The organism is Rhizobium sp. TH135, assembly GCF_002855515.1.
GTDB lineage: Bacteria > Pseudomonadota > Alphaproteobacteria > Rhizobiales > Rhizobiaceae > Allorhizobium.
Genome location: NZ_PKRP01000001.1, coordinates 935,065 through 954,382, shown reverse-complemented (window position 1 = coordinate 954,382; position 19,318 = coordinate 935,065). Strand labels below are relative to the sequence as shown.

8 protein-coding genes are annotated in these 19,318 nt (G+C 60.5%); 2 read left to right on the top strand and 6 right to left on the bottom strand.

Going from position 1 to position 19,318, the window contains the following annotated elements; translation table 11 throughout:
• Positions 1–110: 110 nt before the first annotated feature.
• Positions 111–626: a hypothetical protein gene (locus C0V73_RS04490; protein ID WP_102018758.1), complete on the top strand. Its 516-nt coding sequence runs from the start codon at positions 111–113 to the stop codon at positions 624–626.
• Positions 627–866: 240 nt separating this feature from the next.
• On the opposite strand, the gene C0V73_RS04485 is transcribed toward C0V73_RS04490, so the two are convergent.
• The 4 genes from C0V73_RS04485 to C0V73_RS04470 all read right to left on the bottom strand — a co-directional run bounded on the left by C0V73_RS04485 (position 867) and on the right by C0V73_RS04470 (position 15,563).
• Positions 867–2,171 (bottom strand): HlyD family type I secretion periplasmic adaptor subunit, encoded by a 1,305-nt coding sequence (locus C0V73_RS04485; protein ID WP_102018757.1) that lies wholly within the window; start codon positions 2,169–2,171, stop codon positions 867–869.
• A gap of 62 nt (positions 2,172–2,233) precedes the next feature.
• Positions 2,234–4,327: a cadherin-like domain-containing protein gene (locus tag C0V73_RS04480; RefSeq protein WP_102018756.1), complete on the bottom strand. Its 2,094-nt coding sequence runs from the start codon at positions 4,325–4,327 to the stop codon at positions 2,234–2,236.
• Positions 4,328–4,332: 5 nt separating this feature from the next.
• On the bottom strand, positions 4,333–6,054 hold the full coding sequence (locus tag C0V73_RS04475) for a type I secretion system permease/ATPase (protein ID WP_102018755.1): 1,722 nt from the start codon (positions 6,052–6,054) through the stop codon (positions 4,333–4,335).
• A gap of 65 nt (positions 6,055–6,119) precedes the next feature.
• Positions 6,120–15,563, bottom strand: a complete 9,444-nt coding sequence (locus tag C0V73_RS04470) for a peroxidase family protein (protein WP_102018754.1) — start codon at positions 15,561–15,563, stop codon at positions 6,120–6,122.
• A 399-nt stretch (positions 15,564–15,962) separates the two neighbouring features.
• Here C0V73_RS04470 and C0V73_RS04465 point away from each other — a divergent pair, with 399 nt between their 5' ends.
• Positions 15,963–17,312, top strand: coding sequence for a histidine kinase (locus C0V73_RS04465; protein WP_245407865.1), 1,350 nt, complete (start codon positions 15,963–15,965; stop codon positions 17,310–17,312).
• A gap of 8 nt (positions 17,313–17,320) precedes the next feature.
• Here C0V73_RS04465 and C0V73_RS04460 read toward each other — a convergent pair whose 3' ends face one another.
• A complete protein-coding gene (locus C0V73_RS04460; RefSeq protein WP_102018752.1) occupies positions 17,321–17,977 on the bottom strand; it encodes a response regulator transcription factor in 657 nt (218 codons plus the stop codon).
• Between the two features lie 461 nt (positions 17,978–18,438).
• Positions 18,439–19,317 (bottom strand): intradiol ring-cleavage dioxygenase, encoded by an 879-nt coding sequence (locus C0V73_RS04455; protein WP_102018751.1) that lies wholly within the window; start codon positions 19,315–19,317, stop codon positions 18,439–18,441.
• Position 19,318: the final 1 nt, after the last annotated feature.

Sequence of the window (19,318 nt, the reverse complement as noted above, 5' to 3'; positions counted from 1 at the left end):
TAATCACTATGTTCCCGGAACCTATTGGCCCCCTGCAGGTTGGCTAACATAACTTCATGCGAGATCTGCCCGCGTCATACGCCGGTCGTCCGCGATTGAAAGACAAGTCCATGATGAGATTTTCTGCCTGGTCGATGGCGGCCGCTACGGTGCTCGTCTTCGCGTCTGGAAGCTTTGCCTATGCCGACGAAAGCGCCTTCTTGAAGTCGATGGCCGGAAGCTGGAACGGCAAAGGCACGGTCAAGGTTCGGGCAAATTCCCCGACGCTCAACGTCACCTGCCAGTTCACGTCGGATACCACGCCGCAGTCGCTGTCTCTGGACGGTAAATGCACGAGCCTTGCAATCTTCTCGCGGGTCATCAGTGCCGACCTAAAGGCCACTGGATCGCAATATGCCGGCTCCTATGTCGGTGCTGGCACCGGCACAGCAGGTCTGGGCGGACAGCGCGCCGGCGACACGATCAACCTTGGCATCACCTGGGCCAAAGAGGTCAATGGCGACCGCCGCGCGCAAATGACGATCGAAAAGGTTGGCGATACCGGCATGCGCCTCACCACGGTCGATACAGATCCCAAGACGGGCAAATCAGTCGTGACCAGCCGCATAGATCTGCGTCGCAGCTGAGGTCTTTTGATCTCACTCCTGGCCGAGAATGCGCCTATCTGGCGCATGCTGCCCGTCGGCAAGGCTTAAATGGCGGGGCGTGGTCAACACGCCCCGCTCACAAACGCCGGTCATAGTGCGTGACGCGCTTCACGCCGCGTACCCCCGCTTATCGATCACGTCGTTCGGAGGCCTCGCGTAGCCAAGCGCCGCGGGCATAGCCGCCGACCAAAAGTCACACTGGCGACAGCCGACGCTCTTTCACTCCTCTCGGAATGCTCTGGTGATCTGATCGGTGAATGGTTTTGCAAGGAACGAGATGACGGTTCGTTCTTCGGTTTCGATATAGACCTCGACCGGCATTCCGGGCGTAAGCTTGGTTGCGAGTTCGCCGAGGTCGTCCGGAGAGAAGGTGACGCTGGTCTTGTAGAAGGGCAGGTTTGTCGCCTTGTCGATGACGGTTGCGGCCGGGATGATGTCGACGGCGCCGACGATTTCCGGTGTGGTCTGGCGGTTGAAGGCTGTGAAGCGCATGCGGGCGGTCTGGCCGACGAAGATGCGGTCGATATCGGTCGGTGCGACCTTCACATGCACGTCGAGTTCGGTGTCGTCGGGCACGATCGCCATGATCACCTGTCCGGGCGCGACGACGCCGCCGATCGTGTGGGCCTGCAGGTCGTAGACCGTGCCGCTTTCCGGCGCCTTCACGATGGTGCGTTCCAGCCGGTGGGTGAGCTGCAGCGCGCGCTGCTCGAGTTCGGTGAGCCGCGCCTCGACCGAAACGATCTCCTTTTGCAACTCAGTGCGGCTGGTCTGGTCGACCGACATCAGGCGGACATTTAGCTCGCTGATCTGGCCTTCTGCCTCCGCGACACGGGCGAGGAGATCACCGATGGTGCCTTCGATCCGGACCATCTGACGGCGAAGGCCGCGCAGTTCAGACGCCTTGGCGAGCCCCTTCTGTACCAGACCCTCCTGCATGGCGAGCTCTTCTGCGATCAGTTCGTTCTCGGAAAGGTTCGCCTTTTCCTGCTCCTTGAGGCCGTCGATCTGGTTGCGCAGCTGGGAGATCTGCATCTCGATCTGCTGTTTCTGGTTTGCCCGCATGTCGCGGTTCTCGTCGAACAACTTGCGCTCTTCGCGGGTGACCTCGGGCGCAAGATCGAGACCCTCGAAGGAGAGGGCGTCCGCCCCATCACGCTCGGCCACGAGGCGGGCCATCATTGCCTTCAGCTGGGCCACTTGCGACTGGACGATGCCGAGTTCGATGCTGATCTGGGTGTCATCCAGGCGCAACACGACCTCGCCCTTCTTGACGGAGGAGCCGATCTTCACGGGGATCGCGACAATCGTGCCGCCATCGACATGCTGGACCTGCTTGGTCTCGCCGGTGACGACGAGTTCGCCCTGCGAGATCACGGCGCCGGCAAGTTTCGCCTGCGCGGCCCATCCGCCGATCCCGACGGTGAGCGCAAGGCCCAGCGCCGTTGCCGCAAGCATGCGCCCTCTCAGGCCCTTGCCGGCCAGCGAGACATTCGTGTCGGTATCGTTTGGACGCTGTGTCATGTCGTTTCCCCATACGCAGGTTACAATGTGAGCCGAAGAGGGGCTCGTTTACCGTGTTCAGATCAGGCAACGAGCCCTTCGACCTGACCCGGCAGATGGAATGCCGTCAGGATCAGGTCGTCGGCATCGAGGTCCTGGGCGCTGATGATGACGATCTCGTAGTCCTCGTCACCATCGATATCGGTGATCAGCTGCAGGACATGATGGTCTGCATCGTCGTCGTCGATCATCTTCTTGTAGAGTTTGACCAGGGTCTTGTGCTCGTGGTCGTCGAGTTCGAGCGAGCTCCCGCCATCTTCGAAGTAGAGTCGTCCGAGTTCGCCTTCGAGCTTCGACAGGTCGACCTTGTCGCCAACGTTGAAATCGCGGATCTCGTCATGGCCCATGCCGCCATTGGCGATCGAAGCGACGGAAGCGAAGACGAAGGTATCGTGTCCGCCATTGCCATAGAGAATGTTGACGGAAGAACTGGCAGCAATCATGTCATTGCCGGTCCCGCCGGCGGCATTTTCGATCGAGGTCAGCCGGTCGCTGCCGATCTCGTCGCCGTCTGCGGAGCCGGCCGCGAGATCGATATCGACCGCCATCCTTGCGAAGGAGGCGTCATAGGTATCGCTGCCGTCGCCGCCATGGATCACGTCGTCGCCGTCATCGACGACGGCCGTCGCGGACGCAGGATCGGCTAGCGGCAGTTCGATTGCGATCCGTGCAAGGCTCTTGAGCTCCAGCACCGGCTGGACGCCGGCTACGAATATGTCGTCGCCATCATTGCCGACCATGACATCTTCACCCGCGCCACCGCCGAGCGTATCGTGACCGGCACCGCCTTCCAGCACGTCTTGGCCTGCATCGCCGGAGAGCACGTCGTTGCCGTGTTCACCGAACAGCCGGTCGTCGCCGTCGCCACCAGACAGGACATCGTCGCCATTCCCGCCGATCAGGCTATCGCGCCCGGCTTCGCCGAAGAGCATGTCATTACCGGCCTCGCCGAAGAGCACGTCATCGCCGTCACCGCCGAAGATGCGGTCGTTGCCTTCACCGCCATGGATCACGTCGCGGCCGTCGCCACCAATCAGCAGGTCATCGCCAGCACCACCGAGGATCAGGTCATCGCCTTCGCGGCCATAGACGATGTCGTTGCCGAGGCCGGCATAGATGAGGTCCCTGGCCGGCGTGCCGAGAAGCACGTCATCTGCATCGGTTCCCTCGATCTCTGTCTCCGGATGCGGACGCATGTCGAGGAAGGCCTGCCCTTGGATCGTCGCTTTGCCGTCGCTGAGCGTGAAGTTCAGTGTGACCAGACCCTGTTTGTCGCGCTCGGGTACATAGATCCAAGCGTCGCTGCCATAGCTTCTGATCTCGCCAGAAGTTGCCTGGATCGCGGAAATCGTGAGCTTGTCCCCGTCGGGATCGATGCCTGCGCGAGCCAGGTCGGCCCACATTAGAAGCATCGAGAGATTGACCAGTCCCGTCCCGAGATAGACAGGGCCGCGCGACACCGGCGCGCGATTGACCGGCTGACTGTTGCCGCCGGTCGAGCCGCCCCCAGGAGGAGGCTCGGTACCTCCGCCGGCATTGCCACTGCCTTGGCTTGCAGAACCTGGCAGTCCGCCAGACGCATCATTGTTGGCCTTTGGAAGTGTGAGATCACTGAACCGCGGCCGGGCGACGGTCGGAGAGACGAAGCGGAAGCCGTTGGCAGCGACGTCGATCGACACGCCCTGGAAGGGCCGGTCGGTATAGCCGCCCTCCAGCATGAAGTCCTGGGCGTTGTAGCGGATCGAGGAATAGAGCCGGCGTGGCTGTTCGATCTGCTCCACGACGTCTTCATAGCGCCGCTGGATCTCCTGCCAGAAGGCGGCAATGTCGATGCCGCTCTCCGCGTCGTCCTCGACCGGCGCGGCCGTGTCGTCGTTAAGGGCCACCGTCTTCTTGTCCTCAGGCACTTGCGTATTGGGCGCCGGATTGACCATGTCACGCAGCCGCCCGAGATAGGCGCCGAGCCCCATGGAGAGCACGGCGAAGATGCCCGGCGACCAAAGGGTGCGATCCTGGATCTCGGCGAGCGCGAACTTTTTGGCCGGTGCCTTGGCCGCCTGCGCATCGCCATGACCGAGCTTCAGGCTATCGTCATGATCGATCGTGGACATGGTCATGTGTCTCACTCCGCTGCGACTGATAGCGTCCGGGCCGGGCGCAAGGACTTCTTCTCGGACGTGTTGGCAGGCACCTTGATGATGTCTTCCTTCGGCCCGAACGAGACGAGCTTGCCGGCCTGGACGACACCCACCATGTCCACCGCCTGCAGGACGCTTGGACGATGCGCCACGATGACGACGATGCCGCCACGTTCGCGGACCTTCACGATCGCCTTCATCAGGGCCTCTTCGCCCTCGGCATCGAGGTTCGAATTCGGCTCGTCGAGAACGACTAGGAAGGGATCGCCGTAAAGCGCACGAGCCAGCGCGACGCGCTGCCTCTGGCCGGCCGAGAGCGACTGGCCGCTTGGCCCGATCTGCGTCTGGTAGCCATTGGGAAGTCGCACGATCAGGTCATGAATGCCGGCAGCGCGTGCCGCCCGGAAGATCATCTTTGAATCGGCGTCCGGATCGAAGCGGGCGATATTATCGGCGACCGTCCCGTCGAGGAGAGCCACTTCCTGTGGCAGATAGCCGACATTCTGCGTGAAGAAGCTGGTCGGCCACTGCTTGAGATCTGCGCCGTCGACGCGAACCGAGCCGCGCAGCAGGGGCCAGATGCCGAGGAGCGAGCGGGCGAGTGTCGTCTTGCCGCCACCCGACGGGCCGATCAGCGCGAGTGCCTGACCGGCTGTCAGCTCGAACGATACCTCGCTGAGGAGCACGGTACCCGTGGTCGGGGCGACCGTGGTCACGCCTTCGACGACGAGGCCTTCGCTCGGCGTCGGAAGATCGAACTGCGTGCTGGGACGATCGAGGACAGCGAGCGTATCCTTGATGCGCGACCAGGAGCGGCGGGCGGAAATCACGCCCTTCCACTGGGCGATCGCCTGGTCGACCGGGGCAAGGGCACGGCCCGTGACGATCGATGAGGCGATGATGGCGCCGGCCGACATCTCGCCCTGGATGGTGAGATAGGCGCCAAGACCGAGTGTTGCCGACTGCAGCATCATGCGCAAGACCTTGGAGATGCCGGCAAAGGTGCCGGCGATGTCGGAGGTCGCAGTCTGCGTGTCGAGGTGACGGCGGTTGGCGCTTTCGAAGCGGTCGATCGCGCGATCCGTCATGCCCATCGAATAGAGGATGTCGCCGTTGCGAACATGGTTGTCCGAGATGTTGTTGCGCTGGATGGCAGCTCTCGTCATCTCCTTGGCGTGGCGGCGGGACAGGAGTTCGGCTGCGATCGTCAGGCAGGCGAGGAACAGCGCACCACCCAGTGTCAGCATGCCGAGCATCGGATGCAGCAGCCAGACGAAGACGAGATAGACTGGGATCCAGGGAAGGTCGAACAGCGCTACCGGTCCCGCGCCCGACAGGAAGCTGCGGACGGTATCGACGTCGCGTCCGCGCTCGGAGGCTTCCGCCGACGAATAGCCGAAGCGCGGCATATCGATCACCACCCGATGCACGAGCGGTGCGATCTGCCGGTCGACGTTCGACCCGAAGCGAACCAGCATCTGCGACCTCAGGATGTCGAACAGGCCCTGGAACAGGTAAAGCCCGACCGCGATCACCGAGAGCCAGATCAAGGTCGGGATGCTGCCACTGGTCAGCGCCCGGTCATAGATCTGCAGCATGTAGAAGGCGCCAGTCAGCGCCAGGATGTTGATGATCCCCGACAGACCGAAGACGAATCCGGTCACCAGGCCGATGCCTGAGAGTTTGTAGCTCGACTGCTTGCTCATGAGTTCCCCCACTCAAAGTTGCCTGTCCGGCCCCGCCCGGGCCGGACAGTCTGTTCATGCAGTCCTCAGGAAACGCCGAGGAAGTCGTTGATCGTCAGGTTGTGACGGCCATGCAGCGAGAGTTCGAAGTCCGCGGCATTGTCCCCTTGCGTGTTGCCACGGATGACCGTGAACTCCTCGCCGTCGCGGATCTCGTGGGTGATGGTCACGTCGCCGATCGCATCGATCATCTGGCCCGCCTCCAGCTTCATCGTCCCGTTGGGATTCATGCCGGTGAAGTCGATCCGGTCGCCGGTCTGGAAGCCGAAGATCGTGTCGCCGTTCGCAGACGCTGCCGAGGTGAACTTGAAGACGTCGTCACCAAGTCCGCCATCGATGATGTTGACCGCCGTCGAGGCCGTGATCTTGTCGTGGCCGGCACCGCCGACGAAGTTCTCGAAACCGTAGAAGGTGTCGGAACCCGTTGTGCCGCCCGCGACCGATCCGCGATCGTTGAAACCATTGCCAAGATCGACCGTCAGGTTTGCGCTGCTTGCGGCGTAGTCGAGCGTATCGATGCCCGCTTCGCCGTAGTAGGTGTCATTGCCGTCGTTGAGCGTGGCGATGACGGTATCGTCGCCGTCGCCACCCCAGATACGGTCGTCTCCGGCACCGCCTTCGACGACATCATTGCCAGCACCGGCAAAGATCTGGTCAGACCCAGCCCCGCCGAAGACGATGTCCTTGCCCTCTCCGGCATGCACTTCGTCGTCGCCCAGACCCGCATTGATGAAGTCGTCACCGTCACCGCCGGTTACGACGTCGTCACCGTCCTCGCCGCGCAGGATGTCCGAGCCGGCCTGTCCGACAAGGATATCGGTGCCTGCACCGCCGAGGATCGTGTCGTTGCCTGCTGCACCCATAAGGGCGTCCGCAGCCGCCGTTCCGATCAGCGTCAGCGCTGCGACCGGGACAGGGGTTGGTGTCGTTCCGCCACCCGTACCGGATCCCGAGCCAGAGCCAGAGCCAGAACCGGAGCCCGAACCAGATCCGGCACCATCGCCGTCGTCGCTGCCTTCGCCTTCACCGTCACCATCCGACGAACCGTCGCCGTCGTCTTCACCATCGTCTTCGTCGTCCTCGCCGTCGCCGTCGTCACCGCCGGTATTTCCACCGCCGTTGTCGTCGTCGCCACCGGTCTGACCATCGCCATCGCCATCACCATCACCATTGCCGTTCCCGTCACCTTCACCCTCGCCGCCGCCATTTGCGCCGTCTTCGAGGTCGGAGGAGAAGATGTCTTCCGGCAGGCCGGTGAGCCCGGTGTTACGGGCGACAATGTCCGAGAAGCCCTGGCCATCAATGAAGTTTTCATAGAGGTCGAAATTGTCGAAACGCTCCAGATAGTAGAAGCGGTCGGCTTCCTGCAGGCGATCGAACTGCTCGTGCAGAACGACCCAGAAGGTGTCGCCGGCCATGCCGCCATTGAAGTGCTTCTCGGCGAGACCTCCAACCCAGAGATCGACGCGATCGATACCCTTCACGAGACCGGTGCCATCTGGGCGAACCGTGACAATGTTGCCATTGATCGCCTTGAACGCATCGATCTGGTTGGCCTGCAGGACGAGGTCCGGATAGGCCTGCATGAACTGCGCCAAGACGACGTCAGTAATACCATTGCGCTGCTGGAAGTCCTGCCAGCTAGAATAGGGGTTCATCGAACCACCATTGGCTTCGAGGAATTCGACTGCGAACTTGATGTAAGGATCGGTTGAGGCCTGCAGATCGGCCTTGACCTGGTTGAGCGTGCCGAGACCTACGTCGCGACCGCGCGCCACGTTGAAGGCGAAGAGGTCGGCGCGGATGCGAACGAGGTCGTTGCGAACCGCATCGACGACGTTGAAGTCGACATCTTCTGCCGGCTGCTCGACGATGCCGGACAAGATTGCCCCCGTGCCGAGCTGCTCGTAGCCGGGCTTAGGATCGTAACCCATGGCCTGCAGCTGGGCGATTTCCGACGGCGAGAATACATCATTGGTCGGGTTCAGGAAGGCGTCGAACAGGTTGACCGAGACGTTCTGGCCATCCGGTCCCTTGACCGTGATCGTGTCACCGATCAGCGAGTGGCCGATGCGGTAGACGGCCGCGGCAAACTCGTGGCTGATGCTGGCAGTCGCCTGGTTGTTATAGGCTTCGAAGCCATGGCTGCCATTCCCCTGGATGCCGCCGATGAGTGCATCGGCGAACTCCGTGAAGACGACACGCTGGTACTCGGCTTCGTTGACCATCTTGGCCGCCTGGAAGAGCTGTTCCGGCGTTCCTTCAAAGCCAGCGGCCTGCAACTTCTCGACATGGAAGTTGTGGTTGCGGGCCCAGATGGTGTGCATCGACGTCAGCGTGAAGTTCTCGTTCGCACGGCCGTCACCACCGATATAGTGATCAAGCGGGCTGATGATCGGATTGGCGTCGAGAAGCAGGGCATGGCTCGAGCCCATGAAGTCCCCGGCAAGCTGCCGCACGACGGTCATGTTGTAGCCACCGGCCTCTGTCCAAAGGGTCGGATAGTATTCGAGCAGGGTCTGGCCGGCACCGAGGCCGGGTCCTTCGAACACGGTTCCGGCCATCCGGTGATGGTCGAGCAGCTCGCGCAAGGTCGACATCAGATGGAAGCCAGGCGCCGACGGATCTTCCGGACCCATCAGGATGTGCGAGCCTACGCTGCCATTGCCATCGCTTTCGCGCAGGAACTGGCCGACGATTACGTTCGAGCCATAGACCTGGTTCTGGTCGACAAATGGCGACGTCTTGTTCAGGTGCTCCGGTGTGTCGGTCGCCGTCTCGAGCGGATTGGCCAGCGAACCGCGGGTCAGATCCGTGAAGTTGGCAGCCGTCGGTCCGGGAATGTCCGCACCGTCGATGATCACCTTACCGGCCCCGCCCTTCGGCAGGAAGTCCAGACCGTGGTCGAAGTACTGACCAAAGGCCATGAAGAAGATGTTGGCGTCATTCGGGGCCTTCGGCAGGTTAGCCTCCTGCGCACCGATGACATTGGAGATCTGCCGCGCATCGAGCCCGTCGAAGATCGGATTGAGAGCCCGGTTGATGATGTTGCCTTGGGCGTCCAGCTCGACACCGGTCCCATAACGCGCTTCGGTCAGGCGAATGAAGGGTTCATCCGCTGCGCCGAAGGCGGGGTTGTCGATGTTGTTGCCGTTGCCGGAGAGATCGCGGACGCCGACGGCACCTTGCGTATCATCGTCATCGGCAAAGGCTGGCAGGCCGTTGACCAGGTTGGTGATGCCCTGGATGTCGCGTGCCGTGTATTCGAAGGCTCCGGTGGGGCCGGTGACTGGATCAGGATTGTTGCCGTCACCTTCAGCGACCATCGTGATGGTCTGGGTACCCTTGGCGTAAGAGACAGAGCCATCCGGATTGACGGTACGGGTAAACGTCGACAGTTCCGAGCCATCCGCACCGAGCACGACATCCTGCGGACGCAGTGTGCCGACAATCGTGTCGTTGCCGCCGTTCGAGCGGAAGACAATGCGGTGCGCCGAGCTCAACTGTGAGATGTCCACGGTGTCATCGCCACCGGTGCCCTCGATCGTGATTGTGTTGAGCGCGAGGCTGGTCTGGGTGAAGTCGCCGAAGACCTGGACCTGGTCACCACCGATCGTGGTCCCGACCGGGCCGCCCGGAGGCGACGCAGTGCCACCGTTGATCACGATTTCCTCGACGTTGTCGAGTTCTGCCATGATCGAAGTACCGAAGAACGAACTTCTGACGATCACAATCTCGGTCGATGGATTGATGCTGGCCAGACTGTTACCGGCCGCTTCGTATGCGGCACGGGTATAGATGCGGAACGTGTCCGTAAGGATGGGGATACCGGAGAGGCGAATGGTATCAGCGCCTTCGCCGCCATCAACGAAATCACGGCCATCACCCGCACCGATCGTGATCACGTCATCACCACCGCCGGCGAGAATGATGTCATCGCCGCCCGCGCCGTTGAACGTGCTGGCTGCCGCATTGCCTATCAGGATGTTGGCGGCACCGGTACCATCAACTGTACCCGTGGTATCAGTGGCAATGCTGATGCTTGCGTTTGCCGTCCCCGCGGTCGGTGTCGCACCGTCAGTCACGGTGTAGGACAACGTACCTCCATTGACTGTCTTGTTGATCGAAATCCCCTGACCGGCAGAGACCGATGCTGCGAGACCGTTGACGCTGTTGACAGCGCTGATCGACAGTGACGGACCATCCGCATCCGCATCGTTGCGCAGGAGTGTCCACTGCGGAATGAAGACTGTGCCAGAACCTATGTTGGTAATGACGTTATCGTTTCCTGCAGTCGGCGCGTCGTTCACAGACACGACCGTCACAGTATTGCGGGCAACCGTACTGTTAAAGTTCCCGTCGTTGACGGTCACCTCGATCACGCGCGGTGTTGTATCCGGCGCGTTGGAGTTGTTCGCAAACGTCACGGCCTGGATTGCCGCTTGATAAGCTGCAATGGACGCTACGCCAGTCAGCGTTACCGTGATTGTGCCGTTGGCATTCGCGGTGTTGACGTTGATACCATTTGGAACGCCCTGCGCGTTCAGCTGATCTCCAGGCCGCGCATTCGTCAGAACGATACGAGCAGAGGCAAGCGTTGCCCCGTCGTCAGTAATCCTCGGCTCTGAAGCCACGGAAATCGCTGGCGCATTTTCCGTGAATGTCGTGGCGATATCAACGGATGGGGCTGCGGCCGGACGCGTGACCGAGACGTTGACGTCATCAACGAAGAAGAATTCGCCGGCATTGGCCGCCGTCGTCGTAAAACGGATCACGGCGTTTGCCTCGTACGGCGCTGGGAGCGCCACAGTCTGCAGACCCGAGGTTTGCCCGTTAAACTCGCGCAGCAGCGTAAACGTTTCGCCGCCGTCCGTAGAGTATTCGAGCCGCAGCCGCTCAGAGTCACCGTTTCCGATGTTAGAGTCGGACAAGTTGAATGTCAGCTGTGCAGAGGTCGCGCCGGTCAGACTAAGGCCGCGGCTGATTGATGCGCCATCGCCCCCATTCTCACCGAAGCGCAATGCGCCTCCGTTGATCTGAATGGCGCCCGTTGCAACCGCGTTCGCTGCCGGATCACTGGCTTCCGTCCAGCTCGTGGACCACGCAGCCGTACCATTGTTATTGGCGTAGCTCGGCTGTTGCCCCTGCGGCGTCGTAAACGTATCGCGATAGGCCTGCGGTGCCGTATCGAAGCCGTTGAGCTCAATGCGCGGCGACTGGATCCGAAGGTCTCCGTCCGCAAACCGCAGCACTTCGATGTTCTTCACCCGGTCGACGCCATCAGAGGTGACCAGCCCCAATGCTCCGGTCGGATCGACCTGAACATGAGTGACCGTGAAGCTACCATCGGCATTTTGCTCGATCGTGTAATTCGCCCGGATATCCGAGTAGACGGCAATGTCGACATCGCCCGTCCTACCGCCATCAACGATCTCGCGCACGATTTCCATCTGGCCGGGTGTAATGGTCCGCTCGAGAAGCAGGTCGGACAGGGCCTTGCCGCCAAAAGCAGCAGCGGCGGAGGCCGGAATCTCACCATTGACGAGCTGAGACTGAAGATAGACCGGGCCTGCCAGACTATCCGCCGTGTAGACGCCGGATGGTGTGTTAATCCGGATACGGACATTAAGCCAGGAGTCGCCGTCGATGACGTCGTCGCCGCCGCGACCCTCGATCAGGTCGCTGCCACCGCCGCCAAGCAGGATATTGCCATCGTCGAAGGCGATCTGGGCTTCGCGGGCCGCTTCACCTACAGCTGTCGTGTTCTGGACGAGGTTGCCAAGGAGCTCCCGCAAGCCGGCAATACGGTCGATACCGGCCTGGCTCAGGTGGTGCTTGACCATGGTGTTTTCGGCACCGGCAAGGTTTGCACCTGGCTCGGCCTCCGGATCCGGCGTCGATGGGAAGGCCGTCGCACGATTGTCGCCCAGCAGTACGTCGTTCTGCTTGTAGCCTGACAGACCTTCGACAGCGTCGAAGCGGTTGCGCAGGATGTCCTGCTGGTCGGTGGTGAAGATCGGCTTGGTCAGATCTGCATCGGCGTTTTCGGTATTGCCCTTGTAGATCGCCCAGTCATAGCCCCACATGCCTTCGTTGCGCATGACGCTTTCGCCCTGCACCATGATGTCGTCGCCGGACTCGGCGTCGAAGTCATGCTCGTTCTCGCCCGCAAACATGACGTCGTGGCCAAGAATGGTGGAGTTGAAGAAGAGTTCGGAATTGTCGCCGGCTGTCGTATCGAAGCCGTTGCCGCCTTCGATCCAGTCGTCGCCTTCATTGCCGAGCAGGAAGTCGCCGCCTTCGCCGCCGAGCATGAAATCGTCGCCTTCGCCGCCGAACATTTCCTTGCCGTCGGGGCCTGCGATCAGGACGTCAGAGCCCTGATTGCCGAAGACGAGTGCCAGACCCGAGCCGCCATGAACGACGTCGTCACCTTCCTCACCCATGAGGAAGTCTGTTTCGCCGATGTCGGTCCCGGCATTGGTGATGATGTCGTTGCCTTCACCGCCGTGAATCTTGTCGACGCCGTAGCCGGCTTCGATCCGGTCATTGCCGCCGCGGCCCCAGACGGTGTCGTCACCGCCGCCGGAAATGATCGTGTCTGCCTCGTTGGTGCCCTGGATCAGCACGTGGTCGTTGCCATTGTACTTGATCGAGTTGGTGCCGCGTTCAACGACGGGTGCCAGAGCATTCTGGAAGGGATCTGTGCCGACAGGATCGGTATAACCCCACCTCGTCTGCTCGGCGCGGTCAACGTAGAGAACGTGATCCGGCACGGAGAAGATGTCGCCCGGCACGGCATAGCCGGTCTGGCCGATGTCGGTGTTGCGGATGACCATTTCCGCGAACGAGTTGGCTTCCAGCTCGTTGAGGAGGTTCATGCCCTGCGTACGCGACAGGTAGTAGAAGCGGTCGCCGTTCTGCAGGTTTTCGAGCTGGAGCTCGAAGACGAAGGAGAAGGTCGAGCCGAGCATGCCGCCGAAGGCCATCTTCTTTTCGGCAAGGCCGCCGATCCAAAGATCGACATCGTTCAGGCCGCCGAGATTGGTGTAGGCGCCGGTGCCGTTGAGGAAAGCCATCCGGTCTGCATCAAAGTTGGTTTTGGCTTCGCCCGTGAGGCTTGAATCACCAAAGACGAGCTTCATCGCGGCGTCGCGCTTTTCCTCGCCAGTCTTCTCCCGGAAGCCTGTAGGGAATTGCTGTGTGATCGGAACCGCAACGAGACTCGTCAACGAGGAATGCGTGCCATAGGCAGCGATGAAGTTGACGATCGAGGCCGGGTTCTTGAGGTTCATGCCGAAATCGACCCAGTTCTTGTACGGGTCGAGCTGTGTGTCGCCATTGGCGATCGTCTTGAACTGTGCACGGGCGGCGTTGAGGCTTGGAATGCCGGATTCACGGCCGCGCGCGATGTTGAGGGCGGCAAGGTCAAGCGGAATGCCGACGAGGTGGTTGCGCAGAACGTCGGTGACGAATTCGTCGATCTCGTTGCCGACCTGGCCGGTCATGCCGCGAATGACGGCACCGGCGCCCTGATCCGCCGTGATCTGGCCCGGCGCATAGGCCGTCGGGTTCAGGAAGGCCGTGAACAGGTCCATCGACGTCTTGGCGCCCGTTGCGCTGACGCTGTCGACGGTTTCGTTCAGCATCGAATGGCCGAAACGATAGACCACATGGGCGAACTCGGCGAAGATCGCGGGGTTGATGTCCATCGACGGGTTGAAGACGAAGGCGTCGACATCCGGCTGGATCTTGCGGGCGAACTCCTCGAAGACGAGGTGCTGATACTGCATTTCAGTGGTGAAACGGGCCGCCTGAAACAGACGTTCGCCATCCCAATTCAGGGTCAACAGGTTTGTCGGTAGTGCGTCGACATCGGTGGCCAGCCACTCGTTCAGGAAAGCGAAGTTGCCACTCTGAGCGGCGGCAATCGCCTGCTCCTTGACCTGCTCGACGATGCGGTTGTGCTCGGAATGGAAGATGTGGTGGACTGCGGTCAGGCCGATGTTTTCGTTGCCGCGACCGTCACCGGTGACGAAATGCGCATCGAGCAGTTCGTCGTCATAGGTTGTCGCCTGACCGGAAGTGTTCAGCGGGATTGCATTGTTGGCCACGTCGTCTTCGTCGGCGGTCTTCATGATGTCTGGCGTTGCCGGGTTCCGATCGTCATCGATCAGACCGGGTACCGCGTTGTGTGCGATATCATCCAGGAAGGCATGATTGGTCAGAACCGCATTTGCGAGGCTAATCGGGGTTGTCAGATTGCCTTCGACCCAGACGATGTTGTTTGCGGTACCGGTTGCGACCATCGGTAGGCCATTCGGGCCGCGCACAAACTCACCATAGGCATCCATCCGGAACAGCGGCACAGTTCCGACGAACTCGTCCGTCAGGTTGATGCCGAGCATTTCGCGGGCCTGCTCTTTGACTTCCGCCCAGGTGGCGATCCCCTTCGAGCCTTCCAGAAGATGACCGGTCGATACGGGCTTGCCGTCGACCATCTTGTATTCGCGGAGGAACAACTGCTTTGACGCGACCGAGGAATAGGTCTGGTTCTGGTCAACAAACGGCGTAGTCAGGTTGAGCGGCGTCTGCGGCGAGCGCGTCAGGACCATGTAGTTGGTACGGCTGCCTTCCACATAAAGCGGATCATCCGGAGCAAGCGGGATGTAGATCTTCTCGTTGCCGCCCTTCTGGACGAGATCGAGACCGTGGTCGAAGAACTGGCCGAACAGCGTGAACCATGAATTGTAAGGAGCAGAGAGACCTTCGTCCGGAGCCACGTTTTCGATCAGGATCGAAGGGCCGTTGAAGGTGATGCCATAGGTGTTTTCAAGCGACGTCGCGAGCGTCGTGGTCACATTGGCGATGAGGACCGCGTCGGTCTTTTGCTGGGCGGCCGGCAAGGCATCATTTGCGGTCCTTGCGGTGAGCATGGCTGCATCGAACTGCGTCTTGATCGAGGTTACTGCACTCAGGACATTGCCCGTGTAGCCGGCCTGCATCAGCGCGGTGTAGATCGCTGCAGGGTTCGAGAGTGTCTGGTCGACGATCAGGTTTGAAATCAGTCGCGGATCGGCGTCTGCAACTGCACCCGTCGGGTTATAGGCGCCACCGATCGTCGTGAACGTGTTCTGGCCGGTCCGGATCTGGAAGGTATCGCCATCGGTCACACGCCATTCGTCGCCGAGCAGATCGAGGAACGGCTGATCCACCGCACCCCAGTTCTCGCGGCCGGCACCCAGATTGTTGAAACTGCCGTCGACGGTCCTGAGTCCGTAGGGAACATGCTCTGCGCTGATGGCGAGTGTCGCGCCTTCTGTGCCTTCCGGCACAACGTTGCCAAGCTCGTCGACCCAGATATTGGTGAGGGCTTTCGCATCGTTGCCCGAGTGAGCGACCGAGTTCGCTTCTGCGATCTTGATCTGGCGAAGAATGAATTCGAGATCGTGCTGATTGATCTGGACCATAACGCTACAGGGGTGCCCCCGCCTCCGATGTTCATCCCCATGACGTGCTGTCAGGGATTTGTCAGGAAAGCAGCGTGGCACATGCGGCAAAAACAGGAAGGGAACTTGGTCCCGCCTATTGTAGGATCAAAGTCCAATCCCGATTCAGACCTTGGTCTGAGCTTTCTAAAGGCGTAGTCGACAACAAGCTTATAAGCGTGCATGAATATAGGGCAAAGAGGGGTGGCGGAAACTGCAGAAACAATACTGCAGGTCTGCGCAAAGTCGGGGGAATGGCATGCTGCAGGTCTGGACAGAACTCGGCTTCGTTTGATGCACACCAATTCGATGAAAGACGAAAGCGCCAGACCGGTGCCGTCATTGGTGCAACGTGTGTGGCTCAGGCTGGGGTCACTTTCGTTGTCGGCGCAGTTCCTGATTGCCGCGTCGCTGATCGTCTTCGGTTTGATGGCTGGTGTCAGTTTCTTTGTGGCTGCTCAGGTGGAAAAGGCGGCCCGCAATGCCGCAGGCGCTGCCGGCGCTGTCAGGATGCAGGCCCTCGTTGCCCCGCTGATCGAGCGCGCGGAGAACGGCGAGTTTCGGTTTGATGATGTGTTTCAAGGCAAGATCAACAACCTGATCGGCCAGGGGCCGCCCGGGCAGCGGGTCATCAACATCAAGATCTGGACGGCCGATGGCCGGCAGATCTATCCGCCGGGGACATCTGCCGAAGAGCCCGGCATGTTCGAAGAACTCCAGCAGGCGCTTGCCGGCCAGACCGTGGTGTCGCGGACGACGGTCGCCAAACATCAGTATAGTGACGAAGAAACATCGCAGTCTCTTCTGGAGATCTATGGTCCGCTTGTGAGATCCGCGGACGGCGAGGTCTTGCTGGCGGGCGAAATCTACGAGGAGTCCGAAGTCCTCGAACGCCAGATCGCCGAGACCCGGAGCACTTCAATGGCGGGGGTGCTCCTGCTGTCAGTCCCGATGTTGTCGCTGCTTTATCTCGTCGTCAGAAAGGGCGCGCGGCTGATCGAACAGCAGCGGCGCACGCTGCGGGAAAGCCTTCGCAACGCCATCGAACTCTCCGTCGAAAACAACCGCCTGCGTTTGCTCGCCGACAATGCCCGGGTCGAGGCCGGCAAGCTCAATGAACGCATACTGGATCAGATCGGGGCGGACCTGCATGATGGATCGGTGCAACTGCTTACGCTGGTGAAACTGCGTTTGAGCGACCTGGTCACGCCGCGCTCCGATGTTTCCCAGGCAACGCGCGATGCCCTGAACAAGATCCTGGATCTGGTGGGCAATGTTCTGGACGAGGTCCGCAACCTCTCGGCCGGGCTCGTGCTGCCTGAACTCGAACACGCAACGATCGATGAAGCTCTGCAGCTTGCGACCAAGCGCTATCTCGAGATCACCGGACGGGAGACGACCTTGATTGGGAGTGCCGGCATAGACTTGCGCATTCCGGATCTGTCGATCTGTCTTTACCGGTTCGTGCTGGAAGGGCTGATGAATAGCTATCGCCATGCCAGCAGCAATTCCCACATGGTCCGCTGCAGCTTCAAGCGCGGGCGGCTCTTTGTCGCCGTGGTGGATATCGGCCAGCGTCCGGTTCTGTCGTCGAAACGGGAAGTGCAGAGGGTGCGCCTGGGCAAGGTCAGCCAGAAACGGCGAATCCGCAGTTTTGGTGGGCGGATGCGGTATTTCCCGCGCCGAAATGGGTCATTTGCGATCGCAAGTTTGCCGATCGGCAACGAATAGCGAGATCATCAGCTTGCGATGCGATCGCGTGGGGATGTCCTGTTCTTGACCGCGATGACGAGTTCGACGCGGTTGCGGACATTGAGCTTGCTCATCAGTGACGTCATGTAGTGTTTGACGGTTTTTTCGCTGATGTTCAGGGTGACGCCGATTTCGCGGTTCGTCAGGCCCTTCAGCAGTCCGCTGACGATCTGTTCTTCGCGATGATGGAGGCGCTCGGCCGGCTGTGCCCTGCGCCGCAGCTCTGCCGTCTTCATCGACACGATGACCTTGGTAGCAAAGCCGGGGGTGATGTAGGTCTCGCCGCCATAGGCGCTGATGATCGCGTGATGCAGATCCGAGGACGATGCCCCCTTGAGGACATAACCGCTGATCCCTGCCTCGATAAGCTCTACCGCCGGCTGGATGGCGCTTGAGGCCGTGAAGACGATGACCTTCGTGTCAGGATAGGAGGCGAGCATGACATCTATCGCCGCGAAGGAGTCTCCCGGCATGCTCAGGTCCATCACGATGACATCAGGATGGTGGGTTTCAACAATATTCAGCGCGTCGACGGTGGTGTGACCCATCGCCACGACATCAAGATCGGTCTTGGTCCTGTATAGGCTGACCAATCCCTCCAACAGAATCGGATGATCGTCTACAAACGCGACACGTACAAGCATTACTCCCACCCTCTCAGGGAGTAGTTCTAGCATATGCGGTATGTTTCAGGAAGCGCTTGATTAATTTTCGGTTAATACTGCCGTGTTCATTTTTGGTGATAGTCGGGGTTTCCCGTTAAAGCAGTCTAAGTGAATAGCCTCGCGCAGGTTTCCTGCTGCTTAGTCAATTCGTTGGTAACATCAACCGTTTCTGATGTGTTATGACTGTTATTTTAGAATATCTTGATTTAATAGGGCGCATCATTATCCGGTGCTGCTGCAGCACCTTAGAGCTCACGGCGCCGCGGTCCGGCAAAAGGGCAGGGGTGAGACTGCGACAATCGGCGAGTTGATTTTATCGCTGATCAGCCGGGCGCAATTCTCCTGGGAAGGACGGATTGCTCTTTCGTCACCCTTAAACGGATAGATCCCGCCGCAAGTGCGTGCGGGATCATCAAGTCACGAGCGGCAAAGAGCCACGGCTAAGTTCGAACCAGCACGAAGTCGTGCTTCACCTCCCAGAACTCCTCGGTGAAGCCATAGTCTGCGGCGCGTCTCGGATCGTTCCTGCGGACAAATTCTGCCAGAAGGCTTTCCTTCACACCGAAGACCGCGTCCGAATGGATATAGGGATCATCGGGATCGAAGATGTGGGTGACGAGCGTCTCGTAACCGTCTGCCTTGATGATGTAGTGCAGGTGAGCCGGGCGATAGGGATGGCGACCAAGCTTGCCGAGGAGTTGGCCGACCGGGCCGTCGTCGGGGATCGGGTAGAATTTCGGCTTTACCGCGCGAAACCAGTAGTGCCCGTCCGGGCCGGTGCGGAAGATGCCGCGGAGGTTGAAGTCGGGCTGGATGCCCTTTTGCTGGACATCGTAGAAGCCCTCGTCATTCGCCTGCCACACATCAATCACGGCATTGGCGATCGGCTTGCCCTCGGTGTCGAGGATCCGGCCTTCGATCACCATGTCCTCGCCCTTCGAGTCCAGGCAGATATTGGCGCCCATCGGCAGTTCGGGGGCGTCGGCCACATGGAAGGGGCCGAGCACCGTGCTTTCCGAGGCGCCGGAGGGTTTGCGGTTGTTGACCGCATCGACCAGCATCGAGACGCCGAGCACGTCTGACAGGAGGATGAATTCCTGCCGCCACTCGTTACACATCTGGCCGGTGCGGGTGAGGAAGAGGATCGCCTCCATCCACTCGTCCTGGGTCGGCTCCAGTTCCTTGACCGCCTCATGCAGCTTGCGGGTGATGACCTCCATCACCTGCTTGAGACGCTCGTCCTTGGCGTTGGCATTGCGACCTGTGACGACCTCGACGGAGGTTTCCTCAGTGAAGTAGCCCTTTTCATGCGCTTCCATG

What these genes read in the sequence shown, in the direction of transcription:
- C0V73_RS04490 (WP_102018758.1), top strand. Translation starts at nt 111, where the DNA reads ATGATGAGATTTTCTGCCTGGTCGATGGCGGCCGCTACGGTGCTCGTC.
- C0V73_RS04485 (WP_102018757.1), bottom strand. Translation starts at nt 2,171, where the DNA reads ATGACACAGCGTCCAAACGATACCGACACGAATGTCTCGCTGGCCGGC.
- C0V73_RS04480 (WP_102018756.1), bottom strand. Translation starts at nt 4,327, where the DNA reads ATGACCATGTCCACGATCGATCATGACGATAGCCTGAAGCTCGGTCAT.
- C0V73_RS04475 (WP_102018755.1), bottom strand. Translation starts at nt 6,054, where the DNA reads ATGAGCAAGCAGTCGAGCTACAAACTCTCAGGCATCGGCCTGGTGACC.
- C0V73_RS04470 (WP_102018754.1), bottom strand. Translation starts at nt 15,563, where the DNA reads ATGGTCCAGATCAATCAGCACGATCTCGAATTCATTCTTCGCCAGATC.
- C0V73_RS04460 (WP_102018752.1), bottom strand. Translation starts at nt 17,977, where the DNA reads ATGCTTGTACGTGTCGCGTTTGTAGACGATCATCCGATTCTGTTGGAG.
- C0V73_RS04455 (WP_102018751.1), bottom strand. Translation starts at nt 19,317, where the DNA reads ATGGAAGCGCATGAAAAGGGCTACTTCACTGAGGAAACCTCCGTCGAG.